The sequence below is a fragment of the Pseudomonas sp. Sample_14 genome, from assembly GCF_004307515.1.
Taxonomy (GTDB): Bacteria; Pseudomonadota; Gammaproteobacteria; order Pseudomonadales; family Pseudomonadaceae; genus Aquipseudomonas; species Aquipseudomonas atacamensis.
Genome location: NZ_RCOC01000037.1, coordinates 24,603 through 45,392 on the forward strand (window position 1 = coordinate 24,603; position 20,790 = coordinate 45,392).

13 protein-coding genes are annotated in these 20,790 nt (G+C 61.6%); 7 read left to right on the forward strand and 6 right to left on the reverse strand.

The window, feature by feature from the left end:
* Positions 1-45 precede the first annotated feature (45 nt).
* Together D8U61_RS07980 and D8U61_RS07985 are read left to right on the forward strand one after the other, a co-directional pair.
* Positions 46-357, forward strand: coding sequence for a DUF962 domain-containing protein (locus D8U61_RS07980; protein WP_122611674.1), 312 nt, complete (start codon positions 46-48; stop codon positions 355-357).
* 14 nt (positions 358-371) lie between these two features.
* Positions 372-962: an HD domain-containing protein gene (locus tag D8U61_RS07985; RefSeq protein ID WP_016771136.1), complete on the forward strand. Its 591-nt coding sequence runs from the start codon at positions 372-374 to the stop codon at positions 960-962.
* Between the two features lie 110 nt (positions 963-1,072).
* Here D8U61_RS07985 and D8U61_RS07990 read toward each other — a convergent pair whose 3' ends face one another.
* The gene (locus D8U61_RS07990) at positions 1,073-1,888 is read right to left on the reverse strand and encodes a UDP-2,3-diacylglucosamine diphosphatase (RefSeq protein WP_071171397.1); all 816 of its coding nucleotides are present in this window, start codon (positions 1,886-1,888) and stop codon (positions 1,073-1,075) included.
* Positions 1,889-2,023: 135 nt separating this feature from the next.
* On the opposite strand from D8U61_RS07990, the gene D8U61_RS07995 reads away from it, so the two are divergent.
* Both D8U61_RS07995 and D8U61_RS08000 read left to right on the forward strand, forming a co-directional pair.
* Positions 2,024-2,788 carry a helix-turn-helix domain-containing protein gene (locus D8U61_RS07995; protein WP_130901631.1) on the forward strand — a complete coding sequence of 255 codons (765 nt, stop codon included), beginning with the start codon at positions 2,024-2,026 and terminating at the stop codon, positions 2,786-2,788.
* A 72-nt stretch (positions 2,789-2,860) separates the two neighbouring features.
* Positions 2,861-3,754, forward strand: a complete 894-nt coding sequence (locus D8U61_RS08000) for a DMT family transporter (RefSeq protein WP_125925335.1) — start codon at positions 2,861-2,863, stop codon at positions 3,752-3,754.
* Here D8U61_RS08000 and D8U61_RS08005 read toward each other — a convergent pair.
* Entirely contained in the window at positions 3,748-4,035 is a 288-nt protein-coding gene (locus tag D8U61_RS08005; RefSeq protein ID WP_130926722.1) for a SelT/SelW/SelH family protein, read from the reverse strand. The two genes, D8U61_RS08000 and D8U61_RS08005, sit on opposite strands and share 7 nt — an antisense overlap.
* 71 nt (positions 4,036-4,106) lie before the next feature.
* On the opposite strand from D8U61_RS08005, the gene D8U61_RS08010 reads away from it, so the two are divergent.
* A complete protein-coding gene (locus tag D8U61_RS08010; protein ID WP_130926723.1) occupies positions 4,107-6,296 on the forward strand; it encodes a patatin-like phospholipase family protein in 2,190 nt (729 codons plus the stop codon).
* 103 nt (positions 6,297-6,399) lie between these two features.
* Here D8U61_RS08010 and D8U61_RS08015 read toward each other — a convergent pair whose 3' ends face one another.
* The 3 genes from D8U61_RS08015 to recQ form a co-directional block, all read right to left on the reverse strand.
* On the reverse strand, positions 6,400-8,208 hold the full coding sequence (locus D8U61_RS08015; protein ID WP_130887187.1) for a FimV/HubP family polar landmark protein: 1,809 nt from the start codon (positions 8,206-8,208) through the stop codon (positions 6,400-6,402).
* Positions 8,209-8,335: 127 nt separating this feature from the next.
* Positions 8,336-8,770, reverse strand: coding sequence for a MarR family transcriptional regulator (locus D8U61_RS08020; protein WP_016771142.1), 435 nt, complete (start codon positions 8,768-8,770; stop codon positions 8,336-8,338).
* Positions 8,771-8,902: 132 nt separating this feature from the next.
* On the reverse strand, positions 8,903-11,032 hold the full coding sequence (recQ, locus tag D8U61_RS08025; protein WP_024012058.1) for a DNA helicase RecQ: 2,130 nt from the start codon (positions 11,030-11,032) through the stop codon (positions 8,903-8,905).
* Between the two features lie 405 nt (positions 11,033-11,437).
* Here recQ and D8U61_RS08030 point away from each other — a divergent pair, with 405 nt between their 5' ends.
* Together D8U61_RS08030 and D8U61_RS08035 are read left to right on the forward strand one after the other, a co-directional pair.
* Positions 11,438-12,025, forward strand: coding sequence for a YecA family protein (locus D8U61_RS08030; protein WP_016771143.1), 588 nt, complete (start codon positions 11,438-11,440; stop codon positions 12,023-12,025).
* Positions 12,026-12,035: 10 nt separating this feature from the next.
* Positions 12,036-12,431, forward strand: coding sequence for a YbaN family protein (locus D8U61_RS08035; protein ID WP_024012057.1), 396 nt, complete (start codon positions 12,036-12,038; stop codon positions 12,429-12,431).
* Between the two features lie 297 nt (positions 12,432-12,728).
* Here the strand turns inward: D8U61_RS08035 and D8U61_RS08040 are convergent, their stop codons facing one another.
* The gene (locus D8U61_RS08040; RefSeq protein WP_130926724.1) at positions 12,729-20,576 is read right to left on the reverse strand and encodes a retention module-containing protein; all 7,848 of its coding nucleotides are present in this window, start codon (positions 20,574-20,576) and stop codon (positions 12,729-12,731) included.
* Positions 20,577-20,790: the final 214 nt, after the last annotated feature.

A 20,790-nucleotide genomic window follows, 5' to 3' on the forward strand; every position in this document is an offset into this window, starting at 1 on the left:
GACGCACAACTTGTCGCCAGAACAATCACCACAGAGAGCGCGGTCGTGGAAAACATCAAGCAGTTCAACAGCTTCGCCGAGTTCTACCCGTATTACCTCGCCGAACACAGCAACAGCACCTGCCGTCGTTTGCATTTCATCGGCACTTCTCTGGTCATCTTCATTCTCGCCCTGAGCATCGCCAAAGGCGCCTGGCTGCTGTTGCTGGCATTGCCTGTGGCCGGTTACAGCTTTGCCTGGATCGGCCATTTCTTTTTCGAGAAAAACCGCCCGGCGACGTTTCAGCATCCGCTGTACAGCCTGCTCGGCGATTTCGTCATGTACCGCGACATGATTCTCGGTCGCGTGGCGTTCTGAATGAGGGTCTGCCAATGAATGCCCATGCTCGCTTCACCCATATGAAGGACGGCACCGAGGAAGACTGGGCGATTATCGCCGCTGATTTCAGTGCCTATGCCAGACAGCTGCCATCGCGGATCCTCGCGCATTTGAAGCTGCTTGAGGGCGACTTCGGCGGTTTCCCCGTGGATCGCCTGACCCACTCGTTGCAAACCGCGACCCGCGCCTTTCGCGACGGGCGTGACGAGGAATACGTGGTCTGCGCGCTGTTGCACGACATTGGCGACACCCTCGGTTCCTACAATCATCCGGACATCGCCGCAGCGATTCTCAAGCCGTTCGTGAGTGCGGAGAATCTGTGGATGGTGGAGAAGCACGGCATCTTTCAGGGCTATTATTTCTTTCATCACCTGGGCATGGATCGGCACTTGCGCGAGCAATTCAAGGATCATCCGCAGTTCCAGGCCACTGCCGAATTCTGCGCCAAATACGACGCGGCGGCGTTTGATCCCGCGTATGACACGCTGCCGCTGAGTTTCTTCGAGCCAATGATGGAAAGGCTGTTTGCGCAGCCGAAGAACTCGATTTACAAGGCTGCGATGCAAGAACACAGCCCGGCCTGAGAAAACATGTGGGAGCGAGCCTGCTCGCGAAAGCGCTGTATCAGGCACAGAAGTTTCGTCTGACGCTACGCCTTCGCGAGCAGGCTCGCTCCCACAGGGTGCTTTTTCGCTCAGGCGATTTCGGCAACTTTGGCAGCTTTCAATTGCGCCTCACGCGCCTGCGCATCCGCCAGCCGATACAGCTCGATCGTGCCGTCCCAATGCTCGATCAGCGCTGTGCACGACTCGACCCAGTCGCCGCAATTGAGGTAGTCCACCTCCCCCACCTTGCGAATCTCGGCATGGTGGATATGCCCGCAAACCACGCCATGCAGCTCGCGCTTCACACACTCGTGGGCGATGGCTTCTTCAAAGTCGCTGATGAAACTCACCGCTGTCTTGACCTTGTGCTTCAGGTACGCCGACAGCGACCAGTAGCCGTAGCCATAGCGGGCACGCCAGTGATTGAGCCAGCGGTTGAGGGTCAGGGTGAATTCGTAGGCGGAGTCGCCGAGAAACGCCAGCCAGCGGTGATAACGGGTGATCACATCGAACTGATCGCCGTGGATCACCAGCAAATGCCGGCCATCGGCGGTGACATGCACCGCTTCGTCGACCAACTGGATATTGCCCAGAATCAGCTTCGAATAGCGCCGCAGGAATTCGTCGTGGTTGCCGGTGACGTAGATTACCTCGGTGCCGCGCTTGCTCATGGTCAGCAGGCGGCGGATGACGTTGGTGTGGGCTTGCGGCCAGTACATGCCGCTGCGCAGTTTCCAGCCATCGATGATGTCACCGACCAGATAAACCTTGTCGGCGTGGTAGCCCTTGAGAAATTGCGACAAGTGCTCGGCCTGGCAATCCCGCGTGCCCAGGTGCACATCGGAGATCCACAGGGTTCGCACCCGTTGTTTGCGGCTGGGTCGGGCGAGCTCGGCGCTGGTCATGGGCAACCCTCTGCGATGTTTTCGCCAGCTTGCGCGCGCCCGGTTAATCGACCGTGACAGGCGTGAGTCAGTCGTGTGACAACGCATCCGGCGTACGGCGGTGTAGACTGACGGCCACCTCGGAGACAACCTGCCATGCGACCGATCCTCACCCTGCGCCAGTACACCCACGACCTGATTGTGCACAGCCACGAGCACGCGCAGTTGGTGTTCGGTCTGTCCGGTGCGCTGGATTTCGAGGTCGAGGGCTGTGGCAGCCAAGTGCGTCAGCAGAGTGTTGTGGTGGTTCCGTCCGGCGCTCATCATGCCTGCGACAGTCCCCAAGGCAGCAGCTGCCTGGTGCTCGACATCCCTGAAGGGCAATGGGTGCAGGACTCGCTGGGCGCGCACGCCGAGGCCTGTCGCCGCTTGCTCGATCATCCGGGGCGGCTGTCGCTGGACTCGGGGCAGAGCCAATTGGTCAACTGGCTGGCGAACAGTCCGGTCAGCGATCCGTTGATCGCGCAGCAAGGCGCAGTGTTGCTGCTGGCCAGTCTCAATCACGCGCAACCTGCCGAACTCCGCGCGCGTCGCCTGCCCTACGCCGCGCTGGATGCGCACATCGAGCAATACGCCGGCTATCCGCTGCAAGTCGCTGACCTGGCGCGCGTGGCCGGGTTGTCCAGCGCGCGCCTGCACGCACGGTTCATGGCCGAATGCGGACAGACGCCGATGGATTACATCCGCAGTCGACGCCTGCATCTCGCGGTGCAACTGCTGCGCGACACTGCATTGCCGATTGGTGAAGTAGCCAGTCGCGTCGGTTACAGCTCGCAAAGTGCGTTCTCGGCCGCAGTCCTACGTGAATTCGGCTCCTCGCCCGGACATCTTCGGCGCGATTCCTGCGACAAAAGACGATAGCCTGCCGACAGACTTGCAGGCCGAGACGCGGTTCAATGGCCCCATGAAGTTGAACCTGAAAAAAGGAATGCAATGACTCCGCGTACCGCCCTCGGCGCTCTGCATATTGGCGCTTTGATGTTCGGCCTGACCGGTGTGTTCGGCAAACTCGCTGCCGCATCCCCTGCTGTGATCGTCTTTGGACGTGCGGCTTTCGCCGTGCTCGCCCTGGCATTTTTCGCCCGTTTCGCCAGCCAGCATGGTTGGCAGAAACTTCAGGCCGTGGACTGGCGGCGCCTCGCCCTCAGCGGCGTGTTGCTGGCTGGGCACTGGGTGAGTTTTTTCGTATCGGTGAAGATCGCCGGGGTGGCCATCGCCACCTTGGGCTTTGCCAGTTTCCCGGCGTTTACGGTGATTCTCGAAGGACTGATTTTCCGCGAACGCATCCGTGCCAATGAAATCGTCCTGGTGGTATTGGTCAGCATCGGTCTGGTGCTGGTGACGCCCGCATTTGATCTGGGCAGCGGCGCCACCGTCGGCTTGCTTTGGGCCGTACTGTCCGGCCTGCTGTTTTCCCTGCTGTCGCTGACCAACCGCGCCAGTTCCGGGCGCATCCCGGCGGTGCAGGCGGCGTTGTGCCAGAACGTCGTCGTGGCGTTGTGTCTGTTGCCGGTCGCGGCGCCGCAGTTGAGTCAGGTCCGAGCGCTGGACTGGTTGTGGATCGCCCTGCTCGGAGTGTTCTGCACGGGCGTGGCGCACAGCCTGTTCGTCGCCAGTCTGGCGGTGATCAAGGCACGCACGGCGGCAGTGGTGTTCGCCATGGAACCGGTCTACGGCATCACCCTCGCCTGGCTGCTGTTCAGCGAAACCCCGACCCTGCGGATGCTCATCGGTGGCGCGTTGATCATCGTCGCGATTGTGGTGTCGGCGCGGATGTCAGGCTCGGCCGACAAGAAAACCGTCGCCGCCGAGGCCGCCTCTCACTGAGTGCGGTCGTTGTGGCCGAGGTCGCGGTCAGGATCGATCTGATCGCGCACTCGCTGCTTCAATACCTTGGCCTCAGGGAAACCACCGTCGGCCTTGCGCTCCCAGATCTGCACACCCGCACAAGTGATGTGAAACACCCCGCCGGTGCCCGGCACCAATGACACTTTGCCCAAGTCATCAGCGAAGGTACTGAGCAGTTCCTGAGCCAGCCAGGCCGCGCGCAGCAGCCACTGGCATTGGGTGCAATAAGTGATGACAACTTCGGTTTTGACGACGGTCATGATCGCTGAAACTCCTGAGACAGAGGGCGCCGCTATAATAGCCGGCTTTACCGCTTGCCCCGAGACTCACAATGCGCCGTTTGCTGTTCTGCCTGCTGCTTGGTTTCCTTCCCCTGCTGGTTCTCGCCAGTGAGGCGCCACGACCGAAAGTCGGCCTGGTGCTGTCCGGCGGTGCTGCGCGCGGGCTGGCGCACATCGGCGTGCTTAAGGCGCTGGAAGAACAAGGCATCAGGATCGATGCGATTGCCGGCACCAGCATGGGCGCGGTGGTCGGTGGGCTGTACGCCTCGGGCTACAAGGTCGATGAACTGGAAAAGCTCGCCCTGAGCATCGACTGGCAAGCGGCGCTGTCCGACGCGCCGCCGCGTGAGGACGTGCCATTTCGACGCAAGCAGGACGACCGCGACTTTCTGGTGAAGCAGAAACTCAGCTTCCGCGACGACGGCAGCCTCGGCCTGCCATTGGGGGTGATTCAGGGCCAGAATCTCGCGCTGCTGCTGGAAAGCCTGTTGGCCCACACCAGCGACACCCGCGACTTCGACAAACTGCCGATCCCGTTTCGCGCCGTGACCACCGACATCGCCAATGGCGAAAAAGTGGTGTTCCGCAAAGGCCACCTGCCGCAAGTGATCCGCGCGAGCATGTCCATCCCCGCAGTGTTCGCCCCGGTCGAGCTTGATGGCCGGTTGTTGGTGGACGGCGGCATGACCGACAACATCCCGCTGGATGTCGCGCGGGAAATGGGCGTCGACATCGCCATCGTCGTCGATATCGGCACACCGCTGCGCAATCGCAAGCAGTTGACTACCGTGGTGGACGTGCTCAATCAGTCGATCACCCTGATGACCCGGCGCAACTCCGAAGAACAACTGGCGACGCTGCACGCCAATGACGTATTGATCCAGCCTGCGCTGGCCGCGTTCGGCGTGACCGATTTCGGCAAGGCTCAAGAGATGATCGACGCCGGTTATCGCGCCACGCGAATCCTCGATGCGCGGCTGGCGCAACTCAAGCCGACGGAAACCCAGGACGCGGAACTGAACGCCGCCCGCCAGCCTGGGCAACGCACGCCGATCATTACCGGGATCCGCATCGAAAATGACTCGAAAGTCGACGATGACGTGATTCGCTATTACATCCGCCAACCGATCGGCGCGCCGCTGGACCTGGGCCGCCTGCATTCGGACATGGGCACGCTGTACGGCCTCGATTACTTCGATCAAGTACGTTACCGCGTGGTGCACAAAGGCCAGGATCACACCTTGGTCATCAGTGCCAGCGGCAAGCGCAGCGGCACCGATTATTTGCGGGTCGGCCTCAATCTGTCGGACGACATGCGCGGCGACAGTGCTTTCAACCTTGGTGCGAGCTATCGCGTCAACGGCATCAACCGCCTCGGTGCGGAATGGCTGACCCGCGCGCAGATCGGCGACAAGCAGGAGCTGTACAGCGAGTTCTATCAGCCGCTGGACGTCGGCTCGCGTTACTTCGTCGCACCCTACGGGTCGTTCGAGGCGCAGAACGTTGACTCGGTGCTGGATAACGATCCGATCGCCCAGTATCGCGTCGAGCGCTACGGCTTCGGCCTCAATCTTGGGCGGCAGATCGGCAACAACGGTGAAGTGCGACTCGGCGTCGGCCAGGCCTGGGGCAAAGCTGATGTGCGCATCGGTGATCAGGATCTGCCGAGCGAGAGTTTCAACGAAGGCTTCTATACCGTGAAGTATTCCTACGACTCGCTGGACAACGTCTACTTTCCGCACGAGGGCAAGGACGTCAGCCTGACGTTTGCCCAGTTCGAACCGGGCCTGGGTTCAGACAATCGCTATCGCCAGTGGGAACTGAATTTCGACAAGGCCATGAGCCACGGGCCGGATACGCTGATTCTCGGCGGGCGCTACGGCCGCACGCTGGACGATGCCAATGTGGTCACCTCAAGCTTCCTGCTCGGCGGCGCGCGGCAGTTGTCGGGGTTCCGTGATGACGCGCTGTCCGGGCAGAATGTCAGCCTGATGCGCGCGGTGTACTACCGCCGCCTGACGCCGCGCTCGTATCTGCCGCTGGACTTCCCGCTGTACGCCGGCGCCTCGCTGGAACGCGGTCGGGCGTGGAACAACGACAATGAGTTCGACAGCGGCTACATCAATGCCGCGAGTGTGTTTATCGGCTTCGACACGCCGCTGGGGCCGTTGAACTTCACGTATGGGTTGAATGATGCGGATGAGCAGGCGGTTTATCTGAATCTGGGGCAGACGTTCTGACGCCTTCGCGAGCAGGCTCGCTCCCACAGGGAAAGCACATTCCATTGTGGGAGCGAGCCTGCTCGCGAAGGCGGTGTCGGATGAACGCGAAATCCGTTGGCGCTCAGCGAATCCCCGCCAACAACGTCCTTGCCGTCTGCTTCAACGGCTCATCCCCTTCCCTGAGCAATTCATTGAGCAGCGCGATCGCACTGTCGATGTCGCCATCGTCGATGCAGGTTTGTGCCTGTTCGAGCTTGCCGGCGGCCTCGGTGTCAGTGTCGGTGGACTCGGGTAATTGCAGATCCAGAGGTTCCAGCACCAGCGACGGCTCGGGATCGCCGAACTCGTTGAGAAAGTCATCGTCGAGCGGCTGGGCGTCGGGTTCGGGGATCCATTCAAGTTCGGCTTCTTCGGCAGATGCAGCCTGTGGCAGTTCGAAATCGACAGGTAGCACCGACAGGCTGGTGCCCAGCTCTGGATCATCAATCGGCGGTGCGGCGGCATCAGTGCGGCTATCGTTCAGATCCCAATTTGAATCCATCGACAGCTCGCCCAGATTCAATTCGAAATCATCCTCGAGAGCGCTGGGCGACGCTGCAAGCGGCGCGGCTGCGGTCGCTGCCGAGGCCACGGGCAGTTCGGGCGCGATTGGCGTTGCTGCAAATGCCGCCGGTGCGGCGCCTGCCAGTTTTGCATGGCGAGCGCGGATTTCAATCAGTTCACGGTCATCGACGCCAAGCGCACGCAGGCGGTTTTCCTGCTGTTCAAAAGCGCCGCTGTCACCCTGGCGCCCAAGAACCTCCAGCAACTGCAGACCGAGATCAATGCGTTCAGGCTCCTTGTGCAAGGCATCGCGCAGCAGCCCGGCCGCTTCGCTGAGTCGACCGTAGGCCAGATAGATGCCCACGGCCTCCAGCACGTCGCCGGCACCGGGCTCGTCACGATGATCAGCGGCCGCGTGCGCACCGACAGATTGTTGAAGCTCGGGCTCGTCGACGTCTTCTTCGGCGCTCACGGGCAGTAGCGGCAGCGGCGTGCCATCTGCTGTCGAACGTTGCTGACGGCGACGTATGAGCAACGCAGCCAGCACGCCCAGTAGCAATATCAGTCCGCCGAGCAGCGGCCAGTTCACGCCATCGTCTGCCGCCTCGACCGGGGCTGAAACAGCGGCCGGAGCCGGCGCGACCACAGGTGGTGGCGGCGCTTTCTGCACTTCGGCCAGACGGGTTTGCAACTCCTCGATCTGCTTCTTGCCGTCGGCTATTTGCACTTGCTGCTCTTGCAGCCTGAGGTTCTGTTCGTCGAGGGTCTTTTGCAGTTGCTGGGTGAGCAGCACGCTGGCGGCCAGTTGCTCGGCCTGCGCATCGTTGGCAGGTGCCGCCGGCGTTGGCGGCACAGGCGCCGCAGTGCGTTTGCCCTGGGCAGCCTGAGGCGGTGCGGTAACCGGTTCGACGGTTGGAAATTCGGAGGATTGCGGGCGCGGATCCGGCTCGTCGGTGGCGGGCACGATGCCCGGCGAACCCGGCGGGTCGATCAGCACCGTGTACTCGCGCAACAGACGGCCGTTGGGCTGATCGAGCTGCACGAGGAAGTTCAGGAAAGGTTCGTTGACCGGTTTGCCGGACGTCACCCGGATCATCTGGCGGCTGCCGCGCAGGATCGGGGTGAACTTGAGATCATTGAGAAAGAACACCCGCTCGACGCCCGCCCGGCCGAACTCATCCGCCGAAGCCAGGCTGGCCGAGAGATCGTTTTGCGTCAACGTGCCGACATCGACCAGCGCGATGTCGGCCTTGAACGGCTGATTGAGGGCTGAGTGAACAGTGATCTCGCCCAACCCCAACGCCATCGACCAGGTCGAATAGCTGAATACGCCAGCGAGCAGCAGCCATTTGGCGCCCCCGCGCAGCACGTGCCGACTTGCGAGCATGAGCATCCCTTAAATAAGCAAAACCGGTTTCTATGCGTTCGCACATCCGGTACGAACACGATATTGCCCAGTAGTTCTTATAGTCGGCTCAGCGCGATCTCTCAAAAAATCACTGGCGGGATGTGCCTCAAGATTTTTCCAGGTTGGCCAGAATGTGCCCGTGTACGCGCATGCACACCTTCAAATCCGCCTCATCGACGCCCTCGAACAATTCGTGGCGCAGTTGCGTGGCAATGGTTTCGATTTGTTCGATCAGAGGCAAGGCAGGTGCGCAGAGCACGATTTTTTTCGCCCGACGGTCTTCCATCACTGACTGGCGTTGCACCAGTCCCTGGTTCTCAAGACTATCGAGCAAGCGCGCCAGGGTCGGGCCTTCGACGCCGACACTCTGCGCCAGTTCGCGTTGGGTCGGCGCCTCTTCGAAACGCGCCAGATGCAGCAGCACCAGCCAGCGCGCCTGCGACAGGCCCAGCCCGGCGAGGCGACGATCCAGTTCGGCACGCCAGCCACGGGACATCTGGGCCAGTTGCATACCAAAGCGATGTTGATCGGTTAACGGCATAAAACACTCACGGTTAGACTGAAAATACGGAAAATCTAATTATTAGTCAGCTAAGCATGGGCGGCAGTTATAGGCAAGAGTCGCTCTGTACTGAATCGTTACAACTGCAGGGGGCTTGGCGCATACGTCGTTTCACATCTCGAATTCAGACTGCAAAGCCGCCCGCACGCAATACAGCACGCCTTCCGGCACACGCCCGGCAAACAGCTCAGCCACTTCAGCGACGGACGGCAACTCGCCCTCCCCGTCGAGAAACGCGTCCTGCACTTCGCCCATCAATTCCTCAGGCAAATCCAGCGCCTGCTCCAGCGACAATTGTTGCTTGCCGATGGCTTCGGCGAGCATGGCGTAGACGTTCTTCTCCGAGCATTGCAACTGCCCGGCGATCTGCAGCGGGGTCATGCCGGCGCGGGCCAGGGTGATCAGCTCGTGACGGACATCGGCGACCACCTTCGGCGCCTCCGCCTCGCCGCCGAGTACTTCGAGGAAGGCTTCACCGTAACGTTCCAGCTTGCGTGCGCCGACGCCGCTGACCCGGGCCATTTCCGCCAGCGAGGTTGGCTGGCTGCGGAGCATTTCCAATAGCGTCGAGTCGGGGAAGATGACATATGGCGGCACGCCGTGTTCTTCGGCGAGTTTGCGCCGTAGTGCGCGCAAGGCTTCCCACTGTTCGCGTTCCTCGCCGCGCACCAGTTGGCTGGCCTGGCTCTTGCTGCCCGTTTTCGCGGTGACTTGCGGTTTCAGGTCGCGGCGCAGTTCCAGCTTCACTTCGCCTTTGAGCAGCGGCCGGCAACTGTCATTCAAGCGCAGACCGCCATAACCCTCGTGATCGACATCGGCCAACCCACGCGCCACCAACTGGCGAAACAGCGAGCGCCACTCGCTCTCGCTCAACGCCTTGCCAACGCCGAACACCGACAAATGCTGATGGCCGAAGCTGCGCACCTTTTCGTTGTCCTTGCCCAGCAACACGTCGACCAGATGACCGACGCCATAACGCTGGCCGGTGCGGAAAATCGCCGACAATGCCTGACGTGCAGGCTCGGTGGCGTCCCAGGTCTGCACGCCGTCGACACAGTTGTCGCAATGCCCGCACGGTTCGGGCATGTCTTCGTCGAAATAGGCCAGTAACGCCTGCCGGCGGCAGCGGGTTTCTTCGCACAGCGAGAGCATGGCGTCGAGCTTGTGCTGCTCCAGACGCTTGTGCCGCTCGTCGCCTTCGGAGTTCTGCAGCATCTGCTTGAGCATCACCACATCTTGCAGACCGTAAGCCATCCACGCATCCGCCGGCAGCCCGTCACGGCCGCCGCGCCCGGTTTCCTGGTAATACGCTTCGAGGGATTTAGGCAGATCAAGGTGCGCGACAAAGCGTACGTTGGGCTTGTCGATGCCCATGCCGAACGCCACGGTCGCAACCATGATCAGGCCTTCCTCATTGAGGAAGCGCTTCTGGTGATAGGCGCGCAGATCGTTGGGCAGACCGGCGTGATACGGCAGCGCCGGAAAACCCTGTTCGCTGAGGAACGCCGCAACTTCTTCAACCTTCTTGCGCGACAGGCAATAAACGATGCCTGCATCGCTGCGCCGTTCGGCGAGGAAGGCCAGTAACTGCTTGCGCGGCTGCTCTTTCGGGACGATGCGGTAAAAAATATTCGGACGGTCGAAGCTCGACAGGAAGCGCTCGGCATTCTGCAGGTGCAGGCGATCGACAATTTCTTCGCGGGTGCGCTTGTCGGCGGTCGCGGTGAGGGCAATGCGCGGAACGTTGGGAAACAGCTCTGCCAATTGACCCAGTTGCAGGTATTCGCGGCGGAAATCGTGGCCCCATTGCGATACGCAATGCGCTTCGTCGATGGCGAACAAAGCGATTTCCAGGCTTTGCAGGAACGCCAGCATGCGCGGCTGCACCAAGCGCTCGGGCGCCAAATAGAGCATTTTCACTTCGCCGCGTTTGATCCGCAGAGCGAGGTCGCGCTGCTGCTCGGCACTCAGCGTGGAGTTCAGCGCAGCGGCGGCCACGCCCAGTTCTTCGAGGGTGGCGACCTGATCGTCCATCAGTGCGATCAGCGGTGATACCACTACCGCCAGACCTTCACGCAACAGCGCTGGCACCTGGAAGCACAACGACTTGCCGCCACCAGTAGGCATCAGCACCAGCGCATCACCGCCGCTGGCCACGCGCTCAATGATCGCACCCTGACGGCCACGGAAACTGTCGTAGCCGAAGATGTCCTTGAGGACGCGTTGAGCCTGTTCGAGCATAAAAACTCCAAAAATCTACCGATACATCCCTGCTCAGGCTGGTTCAGAGCAGCCTCGGCTGCTTAAACAAAACGTAAGAACACATTGCATGACCAGCGCAGCGCCGGCAGGGATCGCAAAACGCGGCAGTATACCCGAGGCATTCGCCGCAGAGGGTGCCGCTGAGAAGACACTGATAAACCTGCCACACACAAAACCCTGTGGGAGCGAGCCTGCTCGCGAAAGCGACCTGTCAGTCGATAGAAAAGTGCCTGATACAGCGCCTTCGCGAGCAGGCTCGCTCCCACAGGGTTATTCATCTTTCCAGTGAGGCCGGTAATTCGGGCAAATCTGCCAAGCGGCTGGCTAGAGCGCGCAAGAAGGCCTAGAATTCCCGCATTGTTTATTCCCCAAGGTAGCCCCGTAATGTCCTTCGCTGAGCAACTGACCCGCCTGCAAGTCTTCCTCGACGCCGACGAGCTGCACGACGAGGCGCTGGATTACGTCGCCGCCCACGGTTACCTGACCGCGCTGTCGATCTGCTCCGAAGACGTTCCGGAGCGCGAGTGGATCGACGCGCTGTTCGCCGAAGAGCCGCATTACACCGACGAAGCCCAGCGTGCCGAAATCGAAGCCACGCTGATCGGCCTCAAGGCGCACATCGCTCGCCAACTGGCCTCGGATGAAGAATTCGAACTGCCGTGCGAACTGGATCTGGGCGAAGAGCCGGACGACTCCGAACTGCGCGGCTGGTGCATCGGCTTCATGGAGGGCGTATTCCTGCGCGAAGCGGCCTGGTTCGAAACCGCCGAAGAAGAAGTCAGCGAAATGCTCCTGCCGATCATGGTCGGTTCCGGCCTGTTCGACGAGCAGCCTGAGTTCGAAGACATCGCCAAGGACGCCAACCTGATGGACGACATGATCGTTCAGATCCCGGAAGCCCTGACCGCGCTGTACCTGCTGTGCCAGGCCCCCGACGAAAAACCGGCGATCCTCAAGCCTCGTCATCACTAAGAACCGGCCTATGGACAACCCCATAGGCAACCGCCCCCTGATGTTGCGCTACGTCCTGCTGGCCATCGGCTGGCTCAGCGTGGCATTGGGGGTGATCGGCATCTTCCTGCCGGTCCTGCCCACCACCCCTTTCCTTTTGCTCGCCGCGGCCTGCTTCGCGCGCAGCTCTCCGCGCTTCTATCGCTGGCTGGTCGAACACCCACGCCTCGGGCCATGGATCCGCGACTACCTCGAAGGCAACGGCATCCCGCTCAAAGGCAAGGTCTACGCGATCGGCCTGATGTGGGTGAGCATCCTGTTCTCGTGCTATCTGGTGCCGCTGGTTTGGGCGCGGGGGTTCATGTTGACCAGTGCGGTGCTGGTGACGGTTTATATTTTGCGGCAGAAGACGTTGCGTAAAACTTGATACCTCCCAGTTGATCATGCTTGGCGAACTGGCAGTGAGTCGGGTGCTGGATAATCTGGAGTTGCCGGGGTGATGTTGGTCTGCTGAGTTACTTGGTGATCAACCCGGCCTCTTCGCGAGCAAGCTCGCTCCCACAATTGATCCTGGTCGGACACATATTCTGCATCCACTGAAGAACCCTGTGGGAGCGGGCTTGCCCGCGAAGGCGGACTCACAGCCAACACATCTGTACAGACACACAAACCCGCCGCCCCCGAAACAACCGGGGCGGCGGGTTTTGTCGTTTCAGACCTCAGGTCAAACCGTATCCACCTTCAACGAATGATCATTAAGCATGCCGCTGATGATCGTCGCCGTGTCATGCCCCCCAGCCACCATGCCGCCCGCCCCCGGTGTCACGCCGTAATGGCTGGCGAGGTTGACGCCGGCGAGGTCGATAGTCTGGTTCGGCGTGCCGCCGGCCATGGCGCTGACGTCGATGCTGGTCATCACCGAGGCGCCGCTGCCGCTGACGGTGAAGTGCAGATAGTCGTCCAGCGACGCGGTGCTGGCGTTTTCGCCTTGCAGCAGTTGCGACAGGTCGAGCTTGTCGGTACCGGGGGTGAAGTCGGTGATCAGGTCGTGGCCGCTGTTGCCCTTGAGCCACTGGAAGGTGTCGGCCCCTGCCCCGCCCGTCAGCGTATTGTTGCCCATGCCACCGATCAGATAGTCATCGCCAGCGCCGCCATTGAGGAAGTCGTTGCCGAGGCCGCCGTTGATCACGTTGTTGTTGCCGTCGCCGGTGAGGCTGTCGTTGAAGTTCGAGCCGAGCAGGTTTTCGATGCCGGTCAGCGTATCGGTACCGGCGCCGAGGGTGTTTTGCGCACCGAGCAGGCCGAGATTGACGGTGACGGCGGCCGTGGCGTGGGCGTAGCTGGCGGTGTCGCTGCCAGTGCCGCCGTCGAGCAGGTCATTGCCCGCGCCGCTGTAGAGCAAGTCGTTGCCGCCGTCGCCGTGCATTTCGTTGTTGCCCGAGCCTGCGCTGAGCACGTCGTTGCCTTCGCCGGCGTTGATCACATTGTTGCCGCTGCCCGCTACCAACACATCGTCGCCAGCAGTGCCGGTCAGGGTGTGGCCGTCCTGATAGCTGATGCTGACGTTGGCCGTGTCGCTGCCGCCGTGGTTATCGTTGGCGGTGTAGGTGCCGTGGTAGTCCGGCGTGATGTCGTGGGCCCCCGCATAGTTGAGGGTCATGGTCAGTTGGTAGTTTTCCGCCGCGTTCGGGTTGCCGCCACCATTACCAATGTTGGTGATGTGGATCTGGTAGACGCCGTCCGCCGAGGCGCTGAGGGTCTGGCCGTCCGCCAGCGCCATCCAGGCACCGCCGTTGAGCGAATACTCCATGCTGATCTTACCGGCACCCAGATTGTGATCCAGATTGAGGGTTTCGCCCTGACGTAGATTGACGGTGATGCGATCTTCATCGTTGGCATTGCTGTTGCTCACCATGCCCAGATAACCGCTGACCACCAGCACGGCGGTCATGGTCGCGGCATTGGCGCTGAAGGCGCTGCGCACGTTGGCCAGGTTCTGGTTGGCCGCATTATTGTTCTGCCCAGTGAAACCGATCAGGCCGGTACCGGTGAAGTCCGCCGCTTTCGAAACCCAACCGGTGTTGAAGCTGGTTGGCGTGGCGTTGAGGGTGTCGCCGTTCGGATCGCTGTCATTGGCCAGCAGCAGCTCACCCGGCACCACGATGTTGCCCGAGAGCACGTTGGTGATGACGTGATCGTCCATCGCCACTGGCGGCGCGTTGGGGATCACTTTCACCGTCAGGGTGGAGCTGGCCAGATCGCCGTCGTTGTCGCTGACGGTGAAGCCGATGTTTTCGGTGATGACCACGGCGGTGGTTTTCTGCGAGGTGTAGCTGTATTCGCCGGTATCGAGGTTGACCACCAGCGTGCCGCTGTTGTTGGTGGCGATACTGACGGTGTTGTTGGCGGTATTGAAAGTGCCGTGGTTGGCGCCACCGCTCGCGGTCAACGAACCCTGGCCACCAAGGGCTTTCGGGTCGTAGGTGTAGGTGGTGCCGTCGACCACGATCGACTTGATGAAACCGCCATCGGCACCGAACGAGCCGCCCTCGCCCAGCAGCGAACCGGTGACCGGCGCGCCCTGCACAGTGCCGGACAGCACCGAGTTGAGCTGGTTGAGATCGGTGACCACCACCGCATTAGTGTTGGTGTGGTTGATGCCGTCGTAGGCCAGCGGATCAAGGTTGGCGTTGCTCACGCCACTGCCCAGACCGATTGCATAGTTCTTGATGTTGTTGGCGTCGAGGAAGTTTTTCAGCGCGGCCTCGTCAGCCGTGCCGATGTCGCCCTCGTTGGGCTTGCCGTCGGAGAAGAAGTAGCCGACGTTCTGTGCCCCGGTGAGTTTGCCGGAGGTGTCGAACGCGGTCTGCATCACCGCCACGGCGGCATCGTAGTTGGTGCCGCCGCCGGCGTTGAGGCCGGCGAGCAATGTCTTGGCAGTAGCGACATCGACCCACACCGTGGTGCGGTCGGCGGCATTGCTGCTGAACGTCACCAACTGCACTTTCACATCGCCCAGATCATCGTACTTGTCGAGCAAGGCGCCAATGGCCTGCTTGGCCAGTGCCAGCCGCGACAGGCCCGGCACGCCAGAGGGATCGGCCATGCTGCCGGAGATGTCGAGGACGATGAGGATGTTGGAATCAATCTCCACTGCGGTTACCGAGCGATCCGAGGCAACGGCTTTCGGTATGTCGTCGACGATGTTGACCACGAGGGTGCTGGTGGTGCTGTTGCCCAGCGCATCGGTGGCTTTGTAGGTGAACGTTTCGCTCAGGGTGTTCGGCCCGTCGTTGGCGCTCGGGGCGGTTTTCGGTGCCGACGTCAGCGTGTAGGTGTAGGTGCCATCAGCGTTGAGCAGCAGTTGCCCGTAGCTGCCGGTGGCGTTGCCGACCAGGGTGTACGTGATCGCGCCGCTGCCGCCACTGACCGAACCGACCAGCGTGCCGCTGGCGGTTTCGCCGATGTTGCCCGGTTCGCTGCCGGTGACTGTGCCGGGGGCGAGATCCTGGCCATCCTTGTTCAGGTCGAGGGCTTTTTCGTAGACCGTCACATCCTGATCCACCGAGGCGACCAGTTTGCTGTCGGCGACATTGATGGTCAGCGTTGTGGTGCTTTCGTCGCCATCGCTGTCACGGATGGTGTAGGTGAACGTGTCGGTCGCGCCCGGCGGGCTCACCGAGTTCGGGTTGCTGTGGTAAACCGCGTTGCCCGCCGCGTCGAGGGTCAGGTAGCCGTAGTTGCCGTTGATGTTGCTGTTGAGCCCGCCGCTGGCTGACGTCGCGGTGTTGCTGCCGGCGCGCACGCCGACCACCGTGGCGGCGCCGTCGGCACCGCTGAGGTCATTGCCGAGCACACTGACATTGACCGTGCCGCCCTCCGCTACCGAGCCGGTATCGGCGTTGGCAGTCGGCAGATCGTCGACGATGTTGACGTTGATCTGACCGCTGGCGGTACTGCCATCGGTATCAGTGGCGACCACGTCGAAGCTCTCGCTGAGGCTGTTGGCACCGTTGGCGTTCGGATGGGCTTCGTTGTCGACCAGGGTGTAGCTGTAACTGACCACGCCGGAGGCCGGATCGTAACCGGTGATGGTGAAGGTGCTGCCCAGTGGCGAGACCACCGATTGCGGCAAACCGGCGGCGACGCCATTGCTGATCACCGCAATGCCGCCGACCGTGAGGGTTTGCAGGCCATCAAGCGCAGTCACGGTGAAGCTGCCGCTCTGGGTCAGCGCCGAAGTGTTGGGGCTGCTGCCGTCGCTGAGGTTTTTCTCGTAGACGGTGATTTCGCCGCCCTTCACATCGAGGCCGTCGAGGCACACCGGATCGTCGTTGTTATGGATGTTCAGCACCAGGTTGGCGGTGCTGGTGTCGCCGTCCGCGTCGGTGATGGTGTAGGCGAAGGTTTCCGTGCCGTTGCCGCCGCCGTGGAGGTTTTTGAAGTCGGCGTCATTGGCGTCCAGCGTGTAGGTGTAAGTGCCGTTGGCGTTGAGCACCAGCGTGCCGTAAGTGCCAGTGAAAGTACCGGCGGTTACCGGGCCGCTGGCGACGCGGTCGGCGCCCTGCACATCGTTATCGAGGACGTTGCCGGTCAGGGTCAACTGGTCTTCGGTCGCGTTGGTCGCGTTGCTGTCATTCAGTGCTTTCGGCACGTCATCGACGATGCTCACGACGATTGTGCTGGTGACGACGTTGCCGAGAGAGTCGGTCGCCTGATAGGTGAAGGTCTCGCTCAGGCTGTTGGCGCCGTCGTCAGCGTGCGGCGTAGTGGTAGCCGGCGAAGTCAGGGTGTAGGTGTAAGTGCCATTGGCGTTGAGGACGATCTGCCCGTAATTGCCGGTGGCGCTGCCGACCAGTGCATAACTGATCGCGCCGACCGCACCGGTGACCGAGCCGACCAGTGTGCCGGAAGCGGTTTCGCCAGTGCTGTTCGGATCGCTGCCGACCACACTGCCCGCCGCCAGATCCTGGCCATCCTGGTTCAGGTCGAGGGCTTTTTCGTAGACGGTGACGTCAGTGTCGCTGACCGCTTTCAGGCAGCTGTTATAGACGTCGATGGTGATCGTCGTGGTGCTTTCATCACCGTCGGCATCGCGCACGGTGTAGGTGAACACATCCACCGCACCCGGACCGTTCACCGCGTTGGGATTGCTGTGATAAACGGCGTTGCCGTTGGCATCAAGCGTGAGGTAGCCGTAGGTGCCGTTGATCTGCGAATTGAGTCCGCCGATGGCCGAAGTCGAGGTGTCGGCACCGGCGCGCACGCCGACCACTGCGCCGGTAATCGCCGGGCCATCCGCGCCGCCGACATCGTTGTTGAGTACGTTACCGCTGACAGTACCGCCCTCCGCCACCGAAGCCGCGTCCGCATGCGCGGTCGGCAAATCATCGACGATATTGACGTTGATCTGGCCGCTGGCGGTACTGCCATCGGTGTCCGTCGCGACGACGTCGAAGTTCTCAGTGAGGCTGTTGGCGCCGCTGGCAGTCGAGTGGGCTTCGTTGTCGACCAGGGTGTAGCTGTAGCTGACCACGCCGGTCGTCGGGTCATAACCGCTGATGGCCAAGGTGCTGCCCAGCGGGGTGACGATTGATTGCGGGAAGCCTGCGGCCACGCCATTGGTGATCACCGCGATGCCGCCGACTGTGAGGGTCTGCAGACCATCGAGAGCGCTGACGGTGAAAGTGCCGTTCTGGGTCAGCGCCGGGGTGTTGGGGCTGGTGCCGTCGCTGAGGTTTTTTTCGTAGACGGTAAGTTCGCCGCCGTTGACGTCGAGGCCATTGAGCAGCACCGGATCGTCGTTGTTGTGGATGTTCAATACGAGATTGGCAGTGCTGGTATCGCCGTCGGCATCGGTGATGGTGTAGGCGAAGGTTTCGGTGCCGTTACCGCCGCCGGTCAAGGCTTTGAAATCGGCATCGCTGGTGTTCAGGGTGTAGGTGTAAGTGCCGTCGGCGTTTAGAACCAAGGTGCCGAACGTGCCGGTGAAAGTGCCCGGCGTGACTGGACCGGTGGGTACGCGGTCGGCGCCTTGTACGTCGTTGGTCAGGACGTTGCCAGTCAGGGTCAGTTGGCTTTCTGATGCGGTACCGTTGCTGTCGTCGTTCGCTTTCGGCAGGTCGTCGACGATGTTGACGTCGAGGGTGCCGGTGGCCGTCGTGCCGTTGTCATCGACCACCGTGACCGCGAACTGCTCAGGCAGATTGTTGGCGCCGTTGGCGTTCGGATGCGTTTCGTTGTCAGCCAGAGTGTAGCTGTAACTGACCACGCCGGTTGCAGCGTTGAACCCGGTAATGGTCAGCGTGCTGCCCAGTGGCGTGGTGATCGATTGCGGGAAACCTGCGGCCACACCATTGGTCACCACGGCGATGCCACCGACTGTCAGCGTGGTGACGCCGTCCAGTGCGGTGATGGTGAAGGTGCCGTTTTGGGTGAGCGCGCCAGTGTCCGGGGCGCTGCCGTCGCTGAGGTTTTTTTCGTAGATCGTCAACTCGCCACCGGCGACGTTCAGGCCATCGATGGTGACTGGATCATCGTTGTTGTGAATCTGCAGAACGAGGTTGGCAGTGCTGGTATCGCCGTCGGCATCGGTGATGGTGTAGGCGAAGGTTTCGGTGCCGTTACCGCCGCCGGTCAAGGCTTTGAAATCGGCATCGCTGGTGTTCAGGGTGTAGGTGTAAGTGCCGTCGGCGTTTAGAACCAAGGTGCCGAACGTGCCGGTGAAAGTGCCCGGCGTGACTGGACCGGTGGGTACGCGGTCGGCGCCTTGTACGTCGTTGGTCAGGACGTTGCCAGTCAGCGTCAGTTGGCTTTCTGACGCGGTACCGTTGCTGTCGTCGTTGGCTTTCGGCAGGTCGTCGACGATGTTGACGTCGAGGGTCCCGGTGGCGGTAGTGCCGTTGTCATCAACGACCGTGACTGCGAACTGCTCAGGCAGATTATTCGCGCCGTTGGCGTTCGGATGCGCTTCGTTATCAGCCAAGGTGTAGCTGTAACTGACCACGCCGGTTGCAGCGTTGAAACCAGTAATCGTCAGCGTGCTGCCCAGTGGCGTGGTGATCGATTGCGGGAAGCCTGCGGCGACGCCGTTGGTCACTACGGCGATGCCGCCGACGGTCAGCGTGGTGACGCCGTCCAGTGCAGTGATGGTGAACGTGCCGTTCTGCGTCAGCGCGCCAGTGTCCGGGGCGCTGCCGTCGCTGAGATTTTTCTCGTAAACCGTCAACTCGCCACCGGCGACGTTCAGGCCGTCGATGGTGACTGGATCGTCGTTGTTGTGGATCTGCAGAACCAGATTGGCAGTGCTGCTATCGCCGTCGGCATCAGTGATCGTGTAGGCGAAGGTTTCGCTGCCGTTGCCGCCGCCGGTCAAGGCTTTGAAATCGGCATCGCTGGTATTGAGCGTGTAGGTGTAGGTGCCGTCGGCGTTCAGCACCAACGTGCCGTAAGTACCGGTGAAAGTACCCGGCGTGACCGGTCCGGTGGGTACGCGGTCAGCACCTTGTATGTCGTTGGTGAGGACGTTGCCGGTCAGGGTCAGCAAGGTTTCCGAGGCAATGCCGTTGGCGTCGTCAAACGCTTTGGGCACGTCGTCGGTGATATTCACGTCCAGCGTGCCAGTGGCGCTGTCGCCATTGCTGTCGGTGGCGATCACGGTGAACTGTTCGCTGAGATTGTTCACGCCGTCGCCGGCCGCGTGGGTTTCGTTACCGTTGAGGGTGTAGCTGTAGCTGACCGTGCCGGTCGCCGCGTTGTAACCGGTGATGGTCAGGGTGTTGCCCAGTTGCGTGGTGATCGACTGGGGAAAGCCGATCGGCACGCCGCCAACAATCACGTTGATGCCGCCGATGCTCAGGCTGTTCAAACCATCCGCTGCCGAGACCGTGAAGCTGCCACTTTGCGTCAGCGCGCCTGGATTGGCCGCTGTACCGTCAGGCAGATTGGCTTCATTGAGGTTGAGTTCGCCATCCGCCCCATTGAGGCCGTTGAGGATGACCGGGTTGTTCACTGGTGGCGCTGGCACCACGACCGGCGCTGGCGTGTCGTCGCCATTGTCGATGTCCGCGTCGCGACGATACTCGGGAAATTCGGGAATACCGTTGAAGCCAGCGGTGGGGAAACCAATGATCGGATCGACTCGGCCGCCGACTTCGGTGAGCAGAACGAAACTGTGCCCGCCGCCCAGTTCACCGGTATTGCCGGTGGGCGCGTTGGGGCCGGCCGCGGTGGCTTCGGCGGTTTTGCTCGGGTCTTCACCGGCGGCGATGGCTTGCTGGATTTGCTCGACATCGGTCAGTTGCGCCTGGCTTGGGGTCTGCGCTTCGTCGACGTTCACCGGCACAGCCTGGTCGGCCAGCAATTGCCCGGTCATGGTGATGCTGCTGCCCCGGCCGAGGGTCAATTCCTCGCCGTTTTGCAGTTTCACTGCCACCGCGCCTTCCGCGCCGGTGATCAGTTGATCGCCAGCGTACAAACGATCGCCCTCGAACAGCGGACGCTTGATGCCGTCGCCCGCCTGAGCGAACACCTGACCAATGACTTTTGTGACCGTACCGATGAGCGCTGCCATGTGAAATCCTCCGCTGCCGACCACCGTCGGCACAGGTTCGCGAAGCAGCCCATGGCTCAATCGGGTTGCCGGGGGCGACGCTCGCACCCTCGACAGTTCGCTTCGCAGGCCCGGTTTGAGGTGAATTGTCAGCGCTATCAAGCACTTGCCAACCCTGTTCAATCCATCGACCCACTAGCGCTACGTAACGGTGGTGAATCACCCGAGTGACAAA

Coding starts and splice junctions, on each gene's coding strand:
- D8U61_RS07985 (WP_016771136.1), top strand. CDS start 372: ATGAATGCCCATGCTCGCTTCACCCATATGAAGGACGGCACCGAGGAA.
- D8U61_RS07990 (WP_071171397.1), bottom strand. CDS start 1,888: ATGACCAGCGCCGAGCTCGCCCGACCCAGCCGCAAACAACGGGTGCGA.
- D8U61_RS07995 (WP_130901631.1), top strand. CDS start 2,024: ATGCGACCGATCCTCACCCTGCGCCAGTACACCCACGACCTGATTGTG.
- D8U61_RS08000 (WP_125925335.1), top strand. CDS start 2,861: ATGACTCCGCGTACCGCCCTCGGCGCTCTGCATATTGGCGCTTTGATG.
- D8U61_RS08005 (WP_130926722.1), bottom strand. CDS start 4,035: ATGACCGTCGTCAAAACCGAAGTTGTCATCACTTATTGCACCCAATGC.
- D8U61_RS08010 (WP_130926723.1), top strand. CDS start 4,107: ATGCGCCGTTTGCTGTTCTGCCTGCTGCTTGGTTTCCTTCCCCTGCTG.
- D8U61_RS08015 (WP_130887187.1), bottom strand. CDS start 8,208: ATGCTCGCAAGTCGGCACGTGCTGCGCGGGGGCGCCAAATGGCTGCTG.
- D8U61_RS08020 (WP_016771142.1), bottom strand. CDS start 8,770: ATGCCGTTAACCGATCAACATCGCTTTGGTATGCAACTGGCCCAGATG.
- recQ (WP_024012058.1), bottom strand. CDS start 11,032: ATGCTCGAACAGGCTCAACGCGTCCTCAAGGACATCTTCGGCTACGAC.
- D8U61_RS08030 (WP_016771143.1), top strand. CDS start 11,438: ATGTCCTTCGCTGAGCAACTGACCCGCCTGCAAGTCTTCCTCGACGCC.
- D8U61_RS08035 (WP_024012057.1), top strand. CDS start 12,036: ATGGACAACCCCATAGGCAACCGCCCCCTGATGTTGCGCTACGTCCTG.
- D8U61_RS08040 (WP_130926724.1), bottom strand. CDS start 20,576: ATGGCAGCGCTCATCGGTACGGTCACAAAAGTCATTGGTCAGGTGTTC.